Annotated in this window: 17 protein-coding genes, 1 tRNA gene and 1 pseudogene; 12 read left to right on the forward strand and 7 right to left on the reverse strand. The window is 76.0% G+C overall.

The genetic code is table 11. The annotated features are described in order from the left end of the window. The 5 genes and pseudogenes from FJQ57_RS22580 to FJQ57_RS14125 form a co-directional block, all read left to right on the forward strand. Positions 1-272: pseudogene (locus FJQ57_RS22580) on the forward strand (phosphate ABC transporter substrate-binding protein); the annotation flags it as partial. Beyond that, on the forward strand, positions 269-2,887 hold the full coding sequence (locus tag FJQ57_RS14110; RefSeq protein WP_139981377.1) for a hypothetical protein: 2,619 nt from the start codon (positions 269-271) through the stop codon (positions 2,885-2,887). The pseudogene FJQ57_RS22580 and the gene FJQ57_RS14110, both read left to right, overlap by 4 nt. Before the next feature lie 116 nt (positions 2,888-3,003). After that, positions 3,004-3,852 (forward strand): sortase domain-containing protein, encoded by an 849-nt coding sequence (locus FJQ57_RS14115; RefSeq protein WP_170219440.1) that lies wholly within the window; start codon positions 3,004-3,006, stop codon positions 3,850-3,852. Between the two features lie 100 nt (positions 3,853-3,952). After that, complete coding sequence (locus tag FJQ57_RS14120; protein WP_139981381.1) at positions 3,953-5,527, forward strand: substrate-binding domain-containing protein; 1,575 nt, start codon at positions 3,953-3,955, stop codon at positions 5,525-5,527. Between the two features lie 141 nt (positions 5,528-5,668). After that, the gene (locus FJQ57_RS14125; RefSeq protein ID WP_211348965.1) at positions 5,669-6,466 is read left to right on the forward strand and encodes a phosphate ABC transporter ATP-binding protein; all 798 of its coding nucleotides are present in this window, start codon (positions 5,669-5,671) and stop codon (positions 6,464-6,466) included. On the opposite strand, the gene FJQ57_RS14130 is transcribed toward FJQ57_RS14125, so the two are convergent. From FJQ57_RS14130 to FJQ57_RS14140, 3 genes are all read right to left on the reverse strand, one after another. After that, positions 6,447-6,773: a hypothetical protein gene (locus tag FJQ57_RS14130; protein ID WP_139981385.1), complete on the reverse strand. Its 327-nt coding sequence runs from the start codon at positions 6,771-6,773 to the stop codon at positions 6,447-6,449. The genes FJQ57_RS14125 and FJQ57_RS14130 overlap by 20 nt on opposite strands. A gap of 141 nt (positions 6,774-6,914) precedes the next feature. Further along, entirely contained in the window at positions 6,915-8,453 is a 1,539-nt protein-coding gene (locus FJQ57_RS22585) for a hypothetical protein (RefSeq protein ID WP_170219441.1), read from the reverse strand. A 68-nt stretch (positions 8,454-8,521) separates the two neighbouring features. Continuing rightward, on the reverse strand, positions 8,522-8,857 hold the full coding sequence (locus FJQ57_RS14140) for a hypothetical protein (protein WP_139981387.1): 336 nt from the start codon (positions 8,855-8,857) through the stop codon (positions 8,522-8,524). A gap of 101 nt (positions 8,858-8,958) precedes the next feature. Here FJQ57_RS14140 and FJQ57_RS14145 point away from each other — a divergent pair, with 101 nt between their 5' ends. Beyond that, complete coding sequence (locus FJQ57_RS14145) at positions 8,959-10,440, forward strand: M28 family metallopeptidase (RefSeq protein WP_139981389.1); 1,482 nt, start codon at positions 8,959-8,961, stop codon at positions 10,438-10,440. Here FJQ57_RS14145 and FJQ57_RS14150 read toward each other — a convergent pair. Continuing rightward, positions 10,437-11,633, reverse strand: coding sequence for an AI-2E family transporter (locus tag FJQ57_RS14150; protein WP_139981391.1), 1,197 nt, complete (start codon positions 11,631-11,633; stop codon positions 10,437-10,439). The genes FJQ57_RS14145 and FJQ57_RS14150 overlap by 4 nt on opposite strands. Before the next feature lie 119 nt (positions 11,634-11,752). Here FJQ57_RS14150 and FJQ57_RS22590 point away from each other — a divergent pair, with 119 nt between their 5' ends. Next, complete coding sequence (locus tag FJQ57_RS22590; protein WP_170219442.1) at positions 11,753-11,911, forward strand: hypothetical protein; 159 nt, start codon at positions 11,753-11,755, stop codon at positions 11,909-11,911. A gap of 10 nt (positions 11,912-11,921) precedes the next feature. On the opposite strand, the gene FJQ57_RS14155 is transcribed toward FJQ57_RS22590, so the two are convergent. Together FJQ57_RS14155 and FJQ57_RS14160 are read right to left on the reverse strand one after the other, a co-directional pair. Beyond that, positions 11,922-12,842 (reverse strand): hypothetical protein, encoded by a 921-nt coding sequence (locus FJQ57_RS14155; protein WP_139981393.1) that lies wholly within the window; start codon positions 12,840-12,842, stop codon positions 11,922-11,924. Between the two features lie 96 nt (positions 12,843-12,938). Then, positions 12,939-13,011 (reverse strand) — tRNA-Ala (locus tag FJQ57_RS14160). A 150-nt stretch (positions 13,012-13,161) separates the two neighbouring features. On the opposite strand from FJQ57_RS14160, the gene FJQ57_RS14165 reads away from it, so the two are divergent. Genes FJQ57_RS14165 through FJQ57_RS14175 form a run of 3 tightly spaced genes read left to right on the forward strand, consistent with a single transcriptional unit; the run spans position 13,162 to position 16,018 of the window. Beyond that, positions 13,162-13,953 (forward strand): RNA polymerase sigma factor, encoded by a 792-nt coding sequence (locus FJQ57_RS14165; RefSeq protein WP_211348939.1) that lies wholly within the window; start codon positions 13,162-13,164, stop codon positions 13,951-13,953. Then, positions 13,950-15,161 (forward strand): hypothetical protein, encoded by a 1,212-nt coding sequence (locus FJQ57_RS14170; protein WP_139981395.1) that lies wholly within the window; start codon positions 13,950-13,952, stop codon positions 15,159-15,161. The genes FJQ57_RS14165 and FJQ57_RS14170 overlap by 4 nt, the downstream gene beginning before the upstream one ends. A 47-nt stretch (positions 15,162-15,208) precedes the next feature. After that, positions 15,209-16,018 carry a siderophore-interacting protein gene (locus tag FJQ57_RS14175; protein ID WP_139981397.1) on the forward strand — a complete coding sequence of 270 codons (810 nt, stop codon included), beginning with the start codon at positions 15,209-15,211 and terminating at the stop codon, positions 16,016-16,018. Between the two features lie 12 nt (positions 16,019-16,030). Here the strand turns inward: FJQ57_RS14175 and FJQ57_RS14180 are convergent, their stop codons facing one another. Beyond that, complete coding sequence (locus FJQ57_RS14180) at positions 16,031-16,585, reverse strand: TetR/AcrR family transcriptional regulator (protein ID WP_139981399.1); 555 nt, start codon at positions 16,583-16,585, stop codon at positions 16,031-16,033. Positions 16,586-16,650: 65 nt separating this feature from the next. On the opposite strand from FJQ57_RS14180, the gene FJQ57_RS14185 reads away from it, so the two are divergent. Together FJQ57_RS14185 and FJQ57_RS14190 are read left to right on the forward strand one after the other, a co-directional pair. After that, positions 16,651-17,508: an SDR family NAD(P)-dependent oxidoreductase gene (locus FJQ57_RS14185; RefSeq protein WP_139981401.1), complete on the forward strand. Its 858-nt coding sequence runs from the start codon at positions 16,651-16,653 to the stop codon at positions 17,506-17,508. 288 nt (positions 17,509-17,796) lie between these two features. Next, the gene (locus FJQ57_RS14190; RefSeq protein WP_246081823.1) at positions 17,797-19,929 is read left to right on the forward strand and encodes a DEAD/DEAH box helicase; all 2,133 of its coding nucleotides are present in this window, start codon (positions 17,797-17,799) and stop codon (positions 19,927-19,929) included. Positions 19,930-19,983 lie beyond the last annotated feature (54 nt).

Raw genomic sequence — 19,983 nt, forward strand, 5'->3', positions numbered from 1 at the left:
CGCCGGCGGCCGGCGGCGCCGCCCCGGGGACCGCCGCTCCGCCAGGCGGAGCGCCCGCGGCCGCCGGGCCCCCCGGCGCGGCCGCAGCCGCGCCGGGCGCCGTCCCGGCCGCGACCTCCGACGAGGCGGTCTACGCCAGCTCCACCACGCTGGCCGACCGCCCGCTCGACTCCGGCACGTTCGGCTGGGTCGCGGTGCTCCTGCTGGTCGCCCTGGTGCTGCTGCCCGGTCTCGTCACCGCCCGCGCACGCCGCCGCGGGGGCTCGGCATGACCGCCCGTCACCGCCGGCTGCGCCCCGTGCTCGCGCTCGGCGCCGCGGTCGCCGTGCTCGGCGTCGGGCTGCTCACCGCCCCTGGCCCGAGCACCGCCGCCCCCGCCCCGGACCCCACGCCCCGGGCGAGCGCCGGCGCGTCCGGCGGGTACGCCGCCACCAAGACGCTCACCCGCACCTTCGTCGACGCCCAGGGCACGAGCACGACGGTGTCGAGCTGGGACGTGACGGTGAGAGCCGACCAGACCGAGGACCTCCGCGGGCGCCAGCGCATCCGCATCTCCTGGAGCGGGGCGCAGCCGAGCGGCGGCCGCGCGGCCAGCCCCTACGGCGAGAAGGGCCTCAACCAGGAGTACCCCGTCGTGGTCATGCAGTGCCGGGGCCGCGACGACGCCCGGCTGCCGGTGGCCCAGCAGGTGCGCCCCGAGACCTGCTGGACCTCCTCCTTCGACCAGCGCAGCCAGGTCACCCGGTCCGAGGGCCTCGCGCTCTGGCGGGCCGACCGGTACGCCGCCCCGGCGGCCAAGGTCCCGGTCACCGGCACCGCCGGGGTGGAGGCCCAGGAGTGCCCCGACTTCGACGTCCCGACGTACAGCACCCGGCTCACGCCGTTCGTGGCCCGCTCGGGCACCCGCTACCCGGCCTGCGACGCCGACTCGATGCCGCCCGAGGCGGCGGTCGACTCCGCCTTCCCGCCGGCCGAGGTCGCGGCCTTCACCGACGAGGACGGCAACGGGTCGGTCAACTTCGAGCTGCGCAGCGACGTGGAGAACGAGTCGCTGGGCTGCAGCGACACGGTGGCCTGCTCCATCGTCGTCATCCCGATCCTGGGCCTGAGCTGCCAGCAGCCGGCCGAGCCGCCGACGCTGGACGACAAGGCCTGCCGGGCCTTCGGCAAGTTCGCGCCCGGGTCGAGCAACGGCGTCGGCGACAGCATCGACGCCGCGGTCGGACCCGCGCTGTGGTGGAGCGAGTCCAACTGGCGCCACCGCTTCTCCGTCCCGGTCACCTTCGGGTTGCCGCCCGACACCTGCGACGTCCTCGACCAGCGTGCCCCGACCGGGTTCTACGGCACCGAGCTGCTCGCACAGGCCGGGCTGCAGTGGTCACCGGCGTACTGCTTGAGCCGCAAGCGGTTCAAGTTCCAGCTCAACCAGATGTCCGACGTCGCCGGCTACCGCCTGATGGAGAACGGCACCGCCCCCGCCGCGGTCGTCTCCTCCGAGCAGGACGGCCGCGGCGAGGACCCCGTCGGCTACGCCCCGACCGCGGTGACGGGCTTCGCCATCGGCTACGAGGTCGACCGTCCCGGCAACGCCGGCGAGTACGGCACCCTGCGCCTGACGCCCCGGCTGCTGGCCAAGCTGCTGACGCAGAGCTACCTCGGTTCCGACCTCGGCCGCGACCACCCCGGCATGGCCGAGAACCCCCTGGCGATCATGGCCGACCCCGAGTTCCAGGCGCTGAACACGGGGTTGAGCGCCACGGCGGTGGAGGCGGGCGCCACGCTGCTCTCCCTGTCCAACGACTCCGACGTCATCGAGCAGCTCACCGCCTACATCGCCCAGGACGAGGCGGCCAGCGCCTTCGTCGACGGCAAGCCCGACCCGTGGGGCATGCGGGTCAACCCGGCCTACCGCCGCATCGAGCTGCCCCGCAGCGAGTGGCCGCTGCTGGACACCTTCGTCCCCCAGACGGAGAACACCTGCCGCCAGCAGAACCCGTCGGTCTACTTCACCCAGCTCGCGGCCCCGGTCACGACGATGCGCAAGATCTCCGAGGCCCTGCTCGACGCCTGGCCCAACGTGCAGACCAAGTGCGACTACGACGCCGCGACCAAGCTCTACAAGCTCGGTCGGATCGATCGCCAGGCCTTCGGGTCCCGGTTCGTCCTGGGGGTCGTCAGCCTCGGCGACGCCGCCCGCTACGGCATCAAGACCGCGGCGCTGCAGACCTCGAAGGGCCGCTTCGTCGCTCCCTCCGACGCCTCCATGGCGCGCGCCGTGGGCCTGGCCGAGCAGGACCAGCGACGGCAGCCGTTCGAGCTCGACGCCCGGCGCCTGGTCCGCGACGGGAAGGCCTACCCGGGCACCATGATCGTCTACACCGCCGCCCGCCTCCGCGGCCTCGACCAGGACTCGGCCGACAAGGTCGCGCAGTTCGTGCGCATCGCCACGACCGAGGGCCAGCGCCGCGGCAGCGGCAACGGCCAGCTGCCCGCCGGCTTCCTGCCGATCACCGAGAAGGGGCCGACGGCCCCGCTGTTCCGCTCGGCCCAGGTCGTCGCCGACGCCATCGAGGCCCAGCAGCCCGCGCCCGTCGAGGAGCAGGACGACCCTCCGGCCGCCGCGCCGCCGGCCGCGGGCTCCTCGCCCGGCATCGTCGAGACCCCCGTGGCCGAGGAGCCGCCGGCCTCGGCACCCGCCGCCGCGGCACCGAGCGCGACCGCCACCCTCGGGGTCGACGAGGCCGAGCCCGCCGCCTCGCCGACGACCACCGAGACCTCGGGCACCGCCGGTCGGCTGCTGCCCCTGCTGCTCGCCGCCGCGGTCGTCGGTGGCCTCGTCCGCGCCGGGTCCCGGTTCTTCGTCCGTCCCCCGCGGGGGCTGTCGTGACCATGACCTCCCCGCGCCCGGAGGCGGCCGCTCCGGTGCCGCCGTCCCCGCCGCCGGCGGTCCCGACGCTCCCGACGCGTCCCGGCCGCACGCGGGCGCGTCGCCCGACAAGCCCGGTGCGTCCCGCCCGGCCGGCTCCGCAGGGGCTGGGCGCCGTCGTCAGCACCGCGAGCACCATGGTGGTGCTGGTCTGCGTCTGGGCCGTGCTCCAGCTGCTCGTGCTCAGCGGCGTCGCCCACGACCGCGAGCAGACGCTGCTCTTCCAGGACTTCCGCGTCCAGCTGGCCGAGACCACGGCCCCGCTCGGACCGACGATCCCGGTCGGCGACCCCGTCGCGATCGTGCGCATCCCGGCCATCGGGGTCGACGAGGTCGTCGTCGAGGGCACCGCCTCCGGCGACCTCCTCGCCGGGCCCGGGCACCAGCGCGGCACCCCGCTGCCGGGGCAGCGGGGCTTCTCGGTGCTGATGGGCCGCGCCGCGACGTACGGCGCGCCGTTCGCCCGGATCGGGCAGCTGCGGCCCGGCGACGACGTCGAGGTGCTCACCGCCCAGGGCTCCACGCGGCTCGAGGTGCTCGGCGTCCGCCGCGAGGGCGACCCGGTGCCCACGTTCACCGACCCGGCCGTGCTCACGCTCGTCTCGGCCGAGGGCTCCGGGACGTTCGCGGCCCTCGCCCCCAGCACCACCGTGTACGTCGACGCGGTGGCCCTCGAGGCCCTCCCCACGCCCGGCGGCTACGGCCTCGCGCCGCCGGCCTCCGAGGAGGCCCTGGCCCGGGACACCACGGCCCTGCCGCTGCTGGCCCTCTGGCTGGCCCTGCTGGTCGGGCTCAGCGTCGTCGTCGTGCTGGCCCGGCAGCGCTGGTCGGCGGTCCTGGTGTGGACCGTGGCCGGCCCGGTCGCGGTCAGCCTCGCCTGGCTCACCACCGACACCGGGATGCGGCTGCTGCCCAACCTCCTCTGACCCCCTGACCCCTGACCCCCGCGCGCTCGGGCCCGCGGGACGCACTCCGACCGCACCACCCACCCATCACGCACCACCCACCCAAGGGAGCACACCCGAGATGTTCGTCCGCAAGTCCCTCGCCGGCGCCGTCACCGTCGCCGTGACCGGGTCGGTCCTCGGCCTGACCAGCGTCGGCGCCCGGGCCGCCTACACCCCGCAGCCCGACGACACCCCGTTCACGCCCGTCGCGGCCGACATCATCGGCGCCGGCTCCGACACCAGCCAGAACGCGCTCCTGCGGCTCGCCACCACCTACAACGGCAGCGTCGCCGCCGGCCAGCCCCGCCTGGCCACCTTCGCCGCCACCGGGGGCGGCGACATCGCCCTGCCCTCGGGCCTGAAGCCCCGGCCCAACGGCTCGGGCCAGGGCAAGGCCGCGCTGTACGGCTCCGGCAACAACGCCGACATCGACTTCGCCCGCTCCTCCTCGGCCCTCAGCACCAACGAGAAGAACGCGGGCCTGCAGGCCTTCCCGTTCGCCCTCGACACCCTCAAGCTCGTCGTGTCGGGTTCGGTGGCCTCCAAGGCCCCCACGACCATCACGCCGGCGCAGATGGTGCAGATCTACAGCGGCCAGGTCACCAACTGGAGCCAGCTCGGCGGCGCCGACGCGAAGATCGAGCCCAAGATCCCCCAGCCCGGCTCGGGCACCCGGTCCTTCTTCGAGGCGCAGCTGACCGCGGCCAACGACAACAAGCCCGTCACGCTGGCCGGCTCGGTGGGGGAGTTCCAGGAGAACGACCCAGCGGCCATCGCCGACGACCCGGCCGTCGTGGCCCCGTTCTCGGCCGGCCGCGCCGCCCTGGCCGGCTCGGCCCTGCGCGTCGAGGGCGGCTTCTCGGCCGACCGCGCGCTGTACAACGTCGTCCGCGGTGACGACCTCGGCAAGCCCGCCATCCAGGCCCTGTTCGGGCAGGACGGCTTCTTCTGCTCCGACGGCGCCAACGACGAGATCCGCCTCGCCGGCTTCGCCCAGCTCGACAGCGTCGCCGACGGCGGCGTGTGCGGCCAGGCCAGCAAGGAGCCCGCGGCCAGCCTCAAGACCAACAGCGAGGCGCTCCCGATCGCGACGACCACCCGCGTCTCCGGCACCAGCTCGGCCCCCGGCGCCGCACGCGTGACCGCCCGGGTCTCGGCCTCGGCCACGCCCACCGGCTTCGTGCAGTTCTCCGACGCCCGCACCGGCGCCGAGCTCGGCGCCCCGGCCGGAGTCATCGGCGGCGTCGCGACCCTGAACCTCAAGCGCGCCCCCGGTGCCGTCGTCGTCAAGGCCGACTACGTCCCCGACCCCGACTCGACCTTCGTCGCCTCCTCCGGCCAGGGCGCCGCGGTCGTCAAGGCCGCCTCGGGCATCTCCGAGTCCTTCCCGGCCTCGGTGAGCAAGAAGAAGAAGTCGGCCAAGGGCGTGGTCACCGTCGCCCTGTCCGGCAGCGCCGCCAAGCCCACCGGCTCGGTCGTGGTCAAGGAGGGCGCCAAGACCGTCGGCTCCGGCAAGCTCGCGGGCGGCAAGGCCACCCTCACCCTGCAGAAGTCCAAGGTCGGCAAGGGCAAGTCCACCCTGACCATCACCTGGGGCGGCGACGGCAACGGCTTCGGCTCGAGCAAGAAGTTCACCGTCACCTTCAAGAAGTAGCACCCCCTGCGCCCCGCCGGGCGGCCGTCCTCCCACGGCCGCCCGGCGCCGGGCCCGCACCACCACCGCCACCGCCCAGGACCACCGGAGACCCCCGTGACCAGCACCGTCCCGGCGTACGACGCCCCGCCGCCCCCGCCCGTGCCCGCCGCCCCCACCGCGCCGCTCGCCGAGCTCGAGGGCCGCGAGATCACCGCGTGGTTCGGTGACCGCAAGGTGCTCGACCGCGTCTCGCTGGTCATGCCGGCGGGCGGCATCACCGCCCTCATCGGCCCCTCGGGCTGCGGCAAGTCGACCTTCCTGCGCATCCTCAACCGGATGCACGAGCTCGTGCCGTCGGCCGCGCTGGCCGGTGAAGTGCTGCTCGACGGCGAGGACATCTACGACCCCTCGCGACGGCTCATCGACGCCCGGCGCGCGATCGGGATGGTCTTCCAGAAGCCCAACCCGTTCCCCGCGATGTCGATCCGCGAGAACGTCCTCGCCGGGCTCAAGCTCACCGGCACCAAGGCCTCGCGGTCCGAGCGCGACGACCTCGTCGAGCAGTGCCTGGTCAAGGGCGGGCTGTGGACCGAGGTGCGCGACCGGCTCGACGCCCCCGGCGGCGGCCTGTCGGGCGGTCAGCAGCAGCGGCTCTGCATCGCCCGCTCGCTGGCCATCAAGCCGCGGGTGCTGCTGATGGACGAGCCCTGCTCGGCCCTCGACCCCACCTCGACGCGGGTCATCGAGGAGACGATGCTCGACCTGGCCCGCGAGGTGACGATCGTGATCGTCACGCACAACATGCAGCAGGCCGCCCGCGTCTCCGACCGCTGCGCCTTCTTCCTCGCCTCCCACGGCACCCCGGGCGTCATCATCGAGCACGGCGAGACCCGCGCGATGTTCGAGGACCCGCAGGACCAGCGCACCAGCGACTACGTCAACGGCCGCTTCGGCTGACCGGGCCTGCGCCCGCCGACGAGCCGAACCGGTCGGGCCGGCAGGTCGGTTCCCGCCCGATCGGCAGCCCCGGGTACGCCGCGGGCAGGGTCGCGCGGGGGAGCAGTGCCGGGTCGGCGCCGCGCATGTACGGGAAGACGACGGCCCGCAGCGGCCGGCCGGCCGGGTCGGACCAGATGACCGCGGTGACGGGACGGCCCTCGTCGTCGAGCACCCACGTCTCGCGCCGGCGCAGGCCGCAGCGCGCACAGTGCCCCGTCGCCCCGGCCACCCACCGGTGGCCGGCCTCGGCCGTCCTGGTCCGCATCGCCACCTCCGCCGGGCGACGCTAGGCGTGCCCGGTGGGCGGTCGGTGAACGCGCGGCGACGCCCAGGTGCCGGCGAGCGGCACCCTCGGCGCCGGGGCCTTGGTTCCCGCTGCCAGCGCCCGGCCGTCAGCGCCCCGCCGTCAGCGCACGACCCGCGCCCCGTGCCGGCACCACCACCGAGCCGCACCGGCGACCTCGGGGTCGACGGCCCCGGCACCCGCCCCCGCGGGCCGGTCGGCGGCGAGCAGCGCGAGGTGGGGGTGGCCGGCCATGCCGAGCCCGAACAGGGCCGCCGTGCGGTGGGCGGGGTCGGCCAGCGCGTCGTCGTACGCCGCCGGGTCGAGCCGCGTCCCGGCGGCGCCGGCCAGGGCCAGCCCGGTGGCGTCGAGGACGGGGTCGGGGCCGTCGACCCACCCCTCGGCCCGGGCGGGCAGGACGCCCCACAGGGCGCCGCGCAGGCGCCGCGCGGCCCGCGCCCGGACGACCTCGTCGTCGTGGGTCTCGGCGATCTCGGCGACCGCGTCGGCAACGGGCCCGACGAGGGCCGGCACGGCGCCGACGAGCATGTAGCTGGTGACCCCGCGGGTCTCGTGGTGGCTCATCGCCACGTCGAAGAGCAGCCGCACCACCATCGGCTGGTAGGTCACCGAGGCCTCGGCGCACACGCGGCGGGCGAGGTCCTCGCAGGTCGACCAGTAGGCGTTGGCGCGCGAGGCCGACCAGTCGCTGATCGCGGCCTTGGGAGCCGGCGGTCGGGGCAGCCGCGCCTGGTGGGGGCGCAGCAGCGCGACCGGCGCCAGGCGCAGCAGGTGGGAGAGCCACTCCCAGCGGACCGGGTCGTCGCACCCGGCGACGTAGGCGTCGACCAGGCTCGGGACCAGCTGTGCCCACAGGCCGGCCGGGTCGGGGCCGACCGCGGCGAGGTTCTCCACGGCCAGGGCGCCGGCCTCGGCCACCCGCACGCGGTCGTCGGCGAGCAGGTCGACGGCGAGGGCGACGGCGTCGGCGGTCACGGCCTCGCTGACCGCGCTCACCAGGTCGGCCACGCGCTGCACGTCGGGCTCGGCGACCACGGCGCGGGCGGCGTCGACGACGAGGTGGCCGTAGGGACCGCTGCGCAGGAGGGCGAGGGACTCGTAGCGGACCGGGTAGCCCGGTCCGACGCTGCGGCCGAGCTCGTCGACGAGGCGGTCGACGAGCGGTCGGGCGAGCCGCTCCGGCAGCCCGACCGCGCCGGCGGCGGCCATCGCCCGCGACCACCGCAGCCACGCGCCGGCGGCGATGACCTCGCCGGCGTCGGCCGCGTCGAGCAGCGCCTCGGTCAGGTCCGACACGGCCCGTACGCCGGTCGCGGGGCTGCCCGGGCGGGTGTCGGGCGGGCTGTCGGCGGGGAAGGTCCGGCACGTCACGTCGACGGCGGCGCGCACCGACCCCGTCTCGGCGCCCAGCGCCTCCTCGCACGCGTCGAGCAGCGCGCCGTCGCGCAGCGCGCCGGTCTCGAGCCGGTGGAGCCGGGCGGAGTTGGTCCCGGCGGCCTCGGCGAGCTGCTTCAGCGTGGGTGCGCCGGGGGCGGTGAGGCGGACCATCCGCACGACCCAGCCGCAGCGCGCGCGGACGTCGACGGCCCCCTTGTCGAGGGGGGTGTTGTCCTCCAGGGACAACGGTGTCCGGCCCGGCACGCAGGCATCTTGCCCCGGCCGGGCCGGGTGCGGGTACCGCACGGGGTGTCGTCCAGACCAGTTCCGTCCTACGGCGTGAGCACGCGGGTGGAGGCCCGGTCGGCCACGGCCCAGGTCGCAGCGGCCATGACGACCGCGACCAGGGCGACCGAGGGCCACGCCCCCAGCGGCTCGGCGACCACGTGGGAGAGCGCGAAGAGCGCGAGGTAGAGGACGACCAGGCCCGCCACCACCGGCCGCCGGGTGCCGCGGCCGAGCCACACCAGCCCGCACCAGGCGAGCGCCAGCACCAGCACCACGCCGCCCAGCGCGCGCACGCCGGTGACCTCCGCGACCGCGAACCCCAGCACCAGCGACAGGCCCGTCACGGGCCAGGTCGGCACACCGGGGTCGAGCGAGCGCATGCGCCGAGCCTAGGTCGCCGTCCCCAGCGCCCCCACCGTGGCCGCCCGGCCCCGTGGCAGGGTGGGAGGGGTTCGACGGTCGACCGTTCTCGGAGGTTCGCATGACCGACGCCCATCCCGCCCTGCCCGCCCCCCAGCCCACCTCCCAGCCCACCCGACGCGCCGTCCTCGGTGCCGGAGCGGGTGCCGCCGCCGGGCTCGCCGCCGGCCCGACCGGGCCCGCTGCCGCCGCCCCCGGCCGTGGCGGAGGCGCTGTCGACGACCCGTTCACGGAAGCCTGGCCCGACGGCCCGGGACGCCCGCTGCGTCCGCAGGCACCCGACGCCGAGCTCCGCGCGATGCTCCGCGAGGTCGACCCGCACCGCATCCGCGCGGTCGTCGAGCGCCTGGCCGCCTTCGGCACCCGCCACACGCTGAGCTCCCAGACCGACCCCGAGCGCGGCATCGGCGCCGCCCGCGACTGGATCGCCGCCCAGATGCGCACCTACGCCGCGCGCTCGGGCGGCCGGATGACCGTCACCGTGCCGTCCTACGTCCAGCAGCCGGCGAGCCGCATCCCGGTGCCGACCGTCATCAGCAACGTCGTGGCCCGCATCGAGGGCTCGACCGACCCCGACCGCGTGTACGTGGTCAGCGGTCACTACGACTCGCGGGCCACCGACGTGATGGACGCCGAGAGCGACGCGCCGGGCGCCGACGACGACGCCTCCGGCGTCGCCGTGGCCATGGAGCTCGCACGCATCCTGGCCACCCGCCGGCCTCGCGCGACCATCGTGCTCGCCGCGGTCGCGGGGGAGGAGCAGGGCCTGTACGGCGCCGCCTTCCTGGCCCGGCAGCTGCGGGAGGAGGGCGTCGACGTGCAGGCCATGTTCACCGACGACATCGTCGGGGCGAGCCGCGCCGACGACGGCGAGGTCGACCGGCGCAGCGTGCGCCTGTTCGTCGAGGGCCTGCCCCGCACCGACGACGACGAGACCCGCGCGACCCGCATCGCCATCGGGGGCGAGAACGACAGCCCCACCCGACAGCTCGGCCGGTTCGTGACCGAGGTCGCGCCGCGCGCGGTGACGGGCATGCAGGTGCGCCTGGTCTACCGGCTCGACCGCTACCTGCGCGGCGGCGACCACCGCGCCTTCCTCGACGCCCGCTTCCCGGCGGCCCGCTTCACCGAGCCCGCCGAGGACTTCGCCCACCAGCACCAGGACGTCCGCGTCGAGGACGGCCGGCAGTACGGCGACCTGCCGGAGTTCTGCGACTGGGACTACATCGCGGGCGTGGCCCGGGTGAACCTCGCGACGGCCTGGTCGCTCGCCCAGGCGCCCGGGGTGCCGACCGACGTCGTCGTCGACACCTCCGACCTGACCAACGACAGCACGCTGCGCTGGTCGCCCGGCTCGGGCGAGGCGGCGTCGTACGAGGTCGTGTGGCGCCCGACGGCCGAGCCGCTGTGGCAGCGCGTCGTGCCGGTCGGTCGGGCCACCGAGGCCACGATCGACCTGTCGAAGGACAACGTGGTGCTCGGGGTGCGGGCCGTCGGCCGCGACGGCCACCGCAGCCCGGCGGTCTTCCCCTTCCCGGCCTAGTCGCTCTCGTCGCCCTCGCCGGGCTCGTCCGTCCCGCGGTCCACGGGCGGTCCCGGCGGCGGTGCGCCCCGCTCGAGCCGTACGGGCTGCGGGCGGGAGCGCTCGCCGACGACCTCGTCGAGGTAGCGCACGACGACGCCGACGACCGCGGCTGCGGGCACGGCCAGGAAGGCGCCGGTGATGCCGAACAGGGTGCCGCCGAGCGTGACCGAGAGCAGCACGACGGCGGCGTGCAGCTGCATGCTCTTGGACTGCAGCCACGGCGAGAGCACGTTGCCCTCGAGCTGCTGCACCAGCACGATCACGACCAGGATGACGATCGCGCCGGTGAGGCCGTTGGAGACCAGCGCCACGAGCACGGCGAGGGCGCCCACGACGAACGCGCCGACGATCGGGATGAAGCCACCGATGAAGGTGAGCAGGGCCAGGGGCACCGCGAGGGGCACGCCCACGATGAGCAGGGCGGCGCCGATGAGGACGGCGTCGATGGCGCTCACCACCGCCTGGGTGCGGATGTAGCCGCCCAGGGTGCGCCACGACCGGCGCAGCACCTCGGCGATGTGGAAGCCGGCGGGCTCGCCCACCATCCGCTCGACCATGGGGATGAAGCCGCGCCCGTCCTTGAGGAACAAGAACGTGAGGATGAGCGCCACCACGGCCGTCACCAGGCCGGAGGTGGCCGCGGCGATCCCGCTGAGCACGCCGCTGGCGATCGAGCCGCCGCTGCCCTGCAGGCGGTCCTGCACGGCCTGGATGCCCGCGTCGATCTGGTCGCGGCTGACGAAGTCCTGGTCGTTGATCCAGTCCTGCACGGTCTGCAGGCCGGCCGAGGCGTCGTCGACGATGTCGCCGGCCTCGCCGCTGACGAGCGGTGCGATGGCGAACCCGGCGGCGAGCAGGCCCAGGATCCCGCCGAGCAGGACGGTCGCCGCGGCCAGCGCGGCCGGGAACCGCAGGCGGTCCTCGAGCAGCCGGGCCGGCTTCTCCAGCACGGTGGTGAGCACCAGCGCGAGGGAGACCGGGAGCAGGATCGGCCAGAGCTGGCCGACGACCACGCCGAGCAGTGCGGCCCCGATGGCGATGAGGATCCAGCGCCCGCTCCACCGGGCGGTCCAGGAGATGCCGGTGCCGATGAGGCGGGAACGGTCGTGGGCGGGCCGGTCCGCGGTGCGGGCGACGGGGGGACGGCTCATGCCCCGAGCCTCACAGGTCGGCGGTCGCAACGGGAGGCCCGCCACCCGGCGGGGTGGCGGCACCCGCGGCGCCCTAGGGGTGGACCGGTCTCCCGGGATCGCGCCTTACGTTGTAAGGCATGGGCAAGCCGCGTCGTACCGTGTTCCAGCTGCTCGGCTGGGTGGTCTGGAAGATCCTCTCGTTGCTCGGCGTGCGCTGGGCCAAGGACAAGCTCGAGCAGGACTCCCGCGGGTCCCGGCGCTCGCGCCGCTCGCGCGGGCTGCTCAGTCGGCGCTGACCCGCCCGGGTCAGCCGTCGGCCGACCCCTCGCCCGGCCCCTCGCCCGGCCCTTCGCCCGGCCCTTCGCCCGGCCCGTCGCCGTTGACCCGGTCCGCTCCGGCGAGCAGGCTGGTGCGGGCCGTCACCTCGAGGCACTCGATCCCGGGCTCGTCGAGCAGGGCCGCCACGAGGTCGCGCGACCCGGCGACGAGGGTGCTGTCGTGGTCGATCTCGGAGTGCACCACCCAGGCCCGGTCCTCGGGCCACCACCAGGTCGGCGACTGGACGTCGCCCGACTCCCGCAGCCACGCCACCCACCGCTGGCTCGCCTCGGCCCGCGCCACCGGGTCGTCGTTGCCCGGGCCGCCGATGACCAGCGTGCGCAGCTCGCCGTGGCGGCGCAGGTCCTCCTCGGCGCCGCGCACCTGCAGCTCGACCGACAGCGCCGGCACGTCGACGACCGGCACCGGGGCGAACAGCCAGTGCGTCCGTCCGGGCAGGCGCCACGTCGGCCGGTCCCGCCACGACCACGGCGAGCTCCCGAACCCCTCCCACAGCGCGGTGTGGCACCTCTCGGGCGTGGTGGTGTGCTCCGCGAGCACGCGGGCCAGGAGCGGGAGCGTCAGGCGGTCGAGCGTGGCGCACGTCGGCTCGTCGGTCGGTGACTCCGGGTCGGTGGGGTCGTGCGGGGAGTCCACGCGCCCGCCGGTCAGCGCCGTCCACTGCACCTCCGGGTGCACGACCGTGCCGTGGCGCTGCGCCACCTCGGCCCACGACCGGGCCGAGGTCTCGTCGGGCAGCCCGTCGTCGGGCCGGTGCAGCACCCGGGCGTGGGCCGCGAACCCCGCCGGCAGCATCGTGCCCACCGTCGGGCCGAACGTGTCGACCGAGTCCACCAGCCACGCGGCGGGGGCCAGGTCGTCGACGGGGCGGAGGTCGGGGAACGGCACCGGGCCATCCTCGCCGAGGCGGCCACCGGGACGGGGCCGACCCCGCGACGCAGCGAGCCGCAGGTCGTGGTCGACCTGCGGCTCGGTGGGACGGGGTGGAGCTGAGGGGATTCGAACCCCTGACCTTCTCATTGCGAACGAGACGCGCTACCAACTGCGCCACAGCCCCGGTGCGTCCGAGGACGCGAGGAGAGACGGTAGCACCCGGGGCGCTCGCGGCCGAAGTCGGCGGGGGCCGCGCACGACCGTGTAACGCTGCGGCCCCCGCGTCCGTTCTCCCGGGTGACGACCGTCGACGACGCGCAGGAGGTCCCGTGCCGTGCCCGCCCACCCAGGGCTCGCCGATCACGTGCGCCTCCACCCGCCGACGTACGGTGGCCGCCTGAGCAACGGCCCCCGCCTTCGTCCCCGTCGGGGCGGTCCGTCCGAGGACCGCGCCGGTGGGTCCGCGGCGACCCCGCCGGCCGCCCGACCCGCCCCAGACGCCCAGGCCGTCGACCCGACCGACCTCGACGCGGCCCTCGACCTGGCCCGGGCTGGCGACGAGCGCGGTTTCGTCGTGCTCTACCGCGCCCTGCACCCGCTGCTCCTGCGCTACCTGCGGGTGCGCAGCCGCGACGCCGCCGACGACGTCGCCGCCGAGGTCTGGCTGCAGGTCGTGCGCGACCTGCCCCACTTCCAGGGTGGCGCGGCCGCGCTGCGCGGCTGGTTGTTCACCGTCGCTCGCCACCGGGCCATCGACCACGCCCGGGCCCGCGCCGCCCGGCCCGCCGTCCCCGTCGCCGAGCCGGTCGAGCCGCGGGTGCCGGCCGCGAGCGCCGAGGCCGTGGCGGGGGAGCGCGACGCGACCCGCGACGCGCTCGCCCTGGTCGCGACCCTGCCCCCCGAGCAGGCCGAGATGGTGCTGCTGCGGGTCGTGGCCGGCCTCGACGTGCAGTCCGTCGCCGACATCGTCGGCAAGCAGCCCGGCACGGTCCGGGTGGCCGTGCACCGCGCGCTGCGCACCCTCGCCGACCGCCTGCCCCGCGACCCCGCCGACCCTGCCGGCCCCGCCGGACCCGCCGGCGACACCTCGTCCGACCCCCACGACCGAAGAAACGGTGCCCGGTGACCGAGCACGACGACGACCCCCTCGTCCGGGCCCTGCAGGCCCCCGCGACCCCCGCCGAGCTGACCGGGGAGGCGCGAGCGCTCCGCGCCTACCGCGACGCCTTCGCCCCGCCCGCCGCGGCCGTCGCCACCCCGGGTCGCTCGGGTCGCCCGGGCCGGACGTCGCGGACCGGGCGGCGCCTCGGCATCGCCGGCGGCACGCTCGTGGTCGGGGTCGCCCTCGGCACCGGCGTCGCCGCCGCGTTCACCAGCACCCTGCCCGACCCCGTCCAGGGCCTGGCCCACCGGATGCTCGGCCCCGTCGGCGTCCCCGCGCCCGAGCGCGGCCCGGCGCCGCCGGCCCGCGCCGACCTCGGCGCGCTGGGTGGCCCGGCCGACCCCGACTTCGCGCCCCCGGGGACCGACCCCGGGGCCACCGGCGCCGTCCCCCCGACGTCGCCCTCTGCCGGGTCCACCAGCCCCGGTCCGGGAGCGGCGACGAGGACCGCGCCCGGCGAGCCGCCTTCCCCGTCGCGCTCGCCGGGCCGGTCCTCACCCTCCCGGCAGGCCAGGCCCGACCCGACGACGCCCCCGGCCGCCCAGCCGCCCACCCCGCCGCCCACCACCGCCCCGCCGACGACCGCGCCGCCCACCACGGCGCCGCCCTCGCCGACTCCCACCCCCACGCCGACCCAGGTGCCGGCACGGGTGAGCATCGCGCCGTCCACCACCCGGCTCACCGGCGGCGGTCGGGTCACCGTCACCGGCGTGGTCACCGACCGCCGCGGCCGGGCCGTGCCGCGGTGGCCGATGAAGCTCGCCATGCGGGCCACCAACGGCGACTGGCGGGTGGTCGCCACCCAGGCCAGCGCCCGCAACGGCTCGGTCTCGATGACCACGCCCGTCGTCGACGAGACCGTCCTGCTGCGGCTGGTCGGGCCGAAGGCCGGCAGCGACGTCCGCCGGGTCGACCTGCAGCCGGTCGTCGCGGCCAACGAGCGGCGCGGCGTCGTCACGGTCCGCGTGCGCGGCGCGCAGCCGGGCGACTACGTCGACCTCGTGCCGATCCGTCGTGGGACGGTGCTCAGCGTGTCCAAGCGCGTCGGGGCCGACCGCACCGTGACCTTCAGGGTGCGCCCCGAGAGGCGCCGCACGCTGTACGAGGTGCGCCTCCAGCGCACCGGCCGCCACCTCGCCGCCTCGACCCGGGTGGCGGTCGCCGCCCGCTGACGCGGCGCACGCCGGGTGCCCGGGCCCGGGGCGTACGCTCGGCCGACGTGCCCACCGTCTACGGCGAGGTCGTCTCGACCGAGGTCCTCACGCCCCAGCTCGTCCGCGTCCGCCTCGGTGGCCCGGGTCTCGAGGGGTTCGCGGCCCCGGCCGGCACCGACGCCTACGTCAACGCCCAGTTCCTGCCCGACGGGGCGGCGTACGCCGTGCCGTTCGACGACGAGGCCGTGCGCGACCTCCCGCGTGACGAGCGGCCCTACCCGCGCCGCTACACGGTGCGGCACTGGGACGACGAGCAGCGCGTCCTGACCCTCGACTTCGTGGTGCACGGCGACGTCGGCCGTGCGGGCCGGTGGGCCCAGCGGGCCCAGGTGGGCGACCGGCTGCAGCTGCGCGGTCCTGCGGGTTCGTGGTCGCCCGCGCCCGAGGCCGACTCCCACCTGCTCGTCGGCGACGAGAGCGCCCTGCCCGCCGTCGCGGCCTCGCTGGCCGCCGTGCCCGCGGGGCGACCGGTCACCGCCGTGCTCGAGGTCGAGGACGCCGGCGGCGAGGTCCCGCTCGACTCGCCGGGCGACCTCACCGTCCGGTGGGTGCACCGGGCGGGCGCCGACGGCCCGGTCGAGGACCTGCTGGTCGCCGCCGTCGCCGCGATCGACCCGCTGCCCGGCTCGGTGAGTGCGTTCGTGCACGGCGAGGCCGTCGCCACCCGCGCCGTGCGCCGGCTGCTGCTCGAGCGCGGGCTGGTCGACCGCGACCTGCTGTCGTGCTCGCCCTACTGGCGCCGCGGCATGGACGACGAGCAGTGGCGCTCGGTCAAGGCCGCCTGGACCCGCGAGGTCGCTGCCGACGTCCCCTGACCGCGAGGTCCGTCAGGGCAGCAGCGGCACGAGCCAGCGGTCGGCCCAGGCGCCCACCGCCGCGGGGTCGGCGAGGTCGAGGGAGCCCTCCGGGTCGACGAGGTACGTCGAGGCGAGCCGCACCAGGATCTCCGCCGCCTGCTCCAGCTCGGCGTCCGGCAGGGCCGCCCCGGCGCGCCGCAGCGTCGCCGCGACCCGGTCGGTGTGGCGGCGCAGCAGCGGGGGGTGGCCGGGCGTGCCCGTGACCACGGCCGGCTCGGTCACCGCGAGCCGCCCGAGCACCGGGACCTGGCGCAGCAGCGAGATGCCGCGCACGAAGCACTCGACCAGCGCCTGGCGCGGCGGCAGGCCGGCCGCGACCTCGTCGAGCTCGTCGAAGAACGTGTCGGTCTCGCGCTGCACCACGGCCGCGAGCAGCGCCTCCTTGCCGGGGTAGGAGCGGTAGAGCGTCGACCGGCTGACCCCGGCGGTGGCCGCCACGTCGTCGACGGTCGCCCGCCGCGCGCCGTACTGCTCGAAGACGTGGCGGGCCGCGTCGAGGATCGCGTCGTCGCGCGGGGCGGGCACGGGCCCACGCTAGACCGCCGTGGGACGTTGGGACGAACCTGTCGATCTGTGCCACGATCGGCGGCATGACCTCAGACCTCCACGGCCGCGTGGCCGTCGTGACCGGCGGCGCCCGCGGCATCGGCGCCGCGACCGCCCGTGCCCTCGCCGACCGCGGCGCCACCGTGGTCGTCGGCGACCTCGACCTCGACCTCGCTGCGCAGGTCGCCCGCGAGGTCGGCGGCGACGCGTTGCCCCTCGACGTGGCCGAGGAGGCGTCGTGGACGGCGTTCCTCGACGAGGTCGAGCGGCGCCACGGCCGCCTCGACGTCCTCGTCGGCAACGCCGGCTTCATGGTCCTCGGCGACCACCTGGACACCCCGCTCGAGCGCCAGCTGGCCCAGGTCGACGTCAACCTCGTCGGGGTCGTCCTCGGCACGCGGCTCGCCGCCGAGCGGATGCGGCGCTCCGGTCGCGGAGGAGCGGTGGTCAACGTCGCCTCCCTGGCCGGCCGCATCCCGATGCCCGGCTCGGCGGTCTACAGCGCGACCAAGGCCGGGGTGCTCGCCTACAGCGAGGCCGTCGACGCCGAGCTCGCCGGGCTCGCCGCCGCCGGTGGCCCCCGGGTCCGGGTGGCGTGCGTGCTGCCGTCCTTCACCGCCACCGAGCTCATCCAGGGCACCTACGGCACCGGTCGGCTGAGCCGCCCGGTCACCCCCGACGACGTGGCCGCCACCGTGCTGCGGGCCCTCGACCGACCGGGGCCGGGACGCACCGTGCCCCGGTTCCTCGGCCCGACCGGCGCGGCGTGGACGCTGTTCCCGTCGCGCGCGCGCCCGTGGCTGCGCCACCGCTTCGGCCTCGACCACGTCTTCCTCGACGTCGACGGCGACGCCCGCGCGGCGTACGTCGAGCGCACGACGCGCGAGCGCACCCGCGCCTGAGCGCCTTCCTCGGCGCCCCACGCCTCGACGTGGGTAATGCCACGTCCGCCACGGTGCCGAGGTAGCATCGTCCGCACGCCGACCGGCTGGTCGGCGTCCCGGCCACCGGCCCGCCCGCGGACCCGTGGCAGCCATCGCCTGGCGACCCTCGACCGGGCCCGCGCACGAGGCGTCCCGCAGCATCCCGGACGCGCCGTGCCGACGGCCCGCCGACCCGGTCCCGGCGCATCCCCGTGGCACCGCGCGCGCCAGCGCGCCCGGGTGCCGCAGGTTCCTAGGAGGAAGTCCTTGGCTCGAGGTGGCCAGCGCCAGCACGGACGTGCGCGTCGTGGGCGCGAGCTCGACAACGAGGGGATCATCCCGATCCTCGCCCGCGCGGTGCGTGAGGTGGAGGGTGCCGCCCAGCGCGGCAAGGTGAAGCCCACGAGCCGCACCAAGTTCCAGGTGGTGGCGCTGCTCGCCCGCGAGGAGCGCGCCCGCGTCAAGGTCGACCCCGCCATCGGCGAGGGCCAGCGCGCCGACATGCTCAAGCGGCTCGACGGCATCGGCACGATCCTGGCCAAGACGACCGCGCGCGACACCTCCCTGCTGCAGCTGCTGGCCGAGGACGCCTCGGTCTCCGACGCCGCCAAGGACCTCAAGCGCGAGATGCTGGCCGCGGCCGGTGTCGAGGTCGCCGAGGCCGAGCCCGCCGCCCCCGAGCCCGCCGCCGGCAACGGCAACGGCGGTGGCTTCGACCCCGACCGCCAGGTCGTGCCGGCCTCGGTGCTCTCCTACCAGCTGGCCCACCCGTTCCTGGCGCCCGACTTCTCCGGCGTGCGCCGCCCCTACCAGGCCCGCCACCTCGCCGGCTGGGAGCTCATCGAGCCGCTGCTGGAGTCCTTCGAGCGGGCCGCCGGCGGCGCGCCGTCGTGCATGCCGCTGCCCGAGGAGAGCTCGGTCAAGGCCCCGGCCGGCCTCGAGCTCATGCAGCACCAGGCGCAGGTCGTGGCCGCCGCGGCCGCGGGCCACCGCACCTTCCTGCTCGCCGACGAGCCGGGCCTCGGCAAGACCGCGCAGGCGCTGCTCGCCGCGCAGGCGGCCGACGCGTTCCCGCTGCTCGTCGTCGTCCCGAGCGTCGTCAAGACCAACTGGGCGCGCGAGGCCGGCCTGTGGACCCCCCACCGCCCCGCGACCGTCGTGCACGGCAACGGCGCCGGCGTCGACGGGTACGCCGACATCGTCATCGTCAACTACGAGATCCTCGACCGGCACGTCGGCTGGATGCGCAACCACGGCTTCCGCGGGATGGTCGTCGACGAGGCCCACTTCATCAAGAACAAGACCTCCCAGCGCTCCCAGCACGTGCTGCAGCTCGCCGACTCCATCCGCGCGCGCACCCCGCGGCCGCTGATGACGGCCCTGACCGGCACCCCGCTCATCAACGACATCGACGACTTCCGCGCGATCTGGCAGCTCCTGGGCTGGATCGACGAGAAGAAGCCCCTGCCCGACCTGATGGAGCGGCTCGAGGAGACCGGCCTGACGCCGATCGACCCGCCGTTCTACCCGGCGGCCCGGCAGGCCGTCATCGACCTCGGCATCGTGCGCCGCCGCAAGGTCGACGTCGCCTCCGACATCCCCGCCCGCCGCATCGCCGACCTGCCGGTCGAGCTCGAGGGCGAGGAGGGCCGCTCGATCCGGGCCGCCGAGCGCGAGCTGGCCCGCCGCCTGCTCGAGCGCTACGACATGGCGCTGGCCACCCGCCGTTCCGGCGTCACCGTCGAGGGCATCGACCACGACCTCGTGCGCCGCGTCGCCACGTGGGAGCGCGAGGAGACCGGCGGCGGCATCTCCGGCGACGGCGACAACGTCTTCACCATGATGCGCCGCATCGGCTCGGCCAAGGCCGGACTGGCCGCCGACTACGCCGCCCAGCTGGCCCGCAACGTCGGCAAGGTCGTCTTCTTCGCCAAGCACGTCGACGTCATGGACCAGGCCGAGGCGCTGTTCGCCAAGCGCGGCATCCGCTCCGCCTCGGTCCGCGGCGACCAGACCCCCAAGGTGCGCCAGGCCAACATCGACGCCTTCGTCACCGATCCCGAGGTGCAGGTCGTGGTGTGCTCGCTGACCGCGGCCGGCGTGGGCCTGAACCTCCAGGTCGCCTCCAACGTCGTCCTCGCCGAGCTGTCCTGGACCGACGCCGAGCAGACCCAGGCCATCGACCGCGTCCACCGCATCGGCCAGGACCAGCCGGTCACGGCCTGGCGGGTCATCGCGGCGCAGACGGTCGACACCAAGGTCGCCGAGCTCATCGACAGCAAGGCCGGCCTCGCCGCCCGCGCCCTCGACGGGTCCGACGAGGAGGTCGGGTCGTCCGCCGACATCCAGACCGAGGCGCTGGTCGCCCTGCTCACCGAGGCCCTCGAGGCGCGCTCCTGACGTCCCGAGCAGCGACGGTTCCAGGATTGTCGGTGCCCCCGCCTAGACTCGCGC

It is taken from the genome of Nocardioides litoris, assembly GCF_006346315.1.
In the GTDB taxonomy this organism is placed as follows: domain Bacteria; phylum Actinomycetota; class Actinomycetes; order Propionibacteriales; family Nocardioidaceae; genus Nocardioides; species Nocardioides litoris.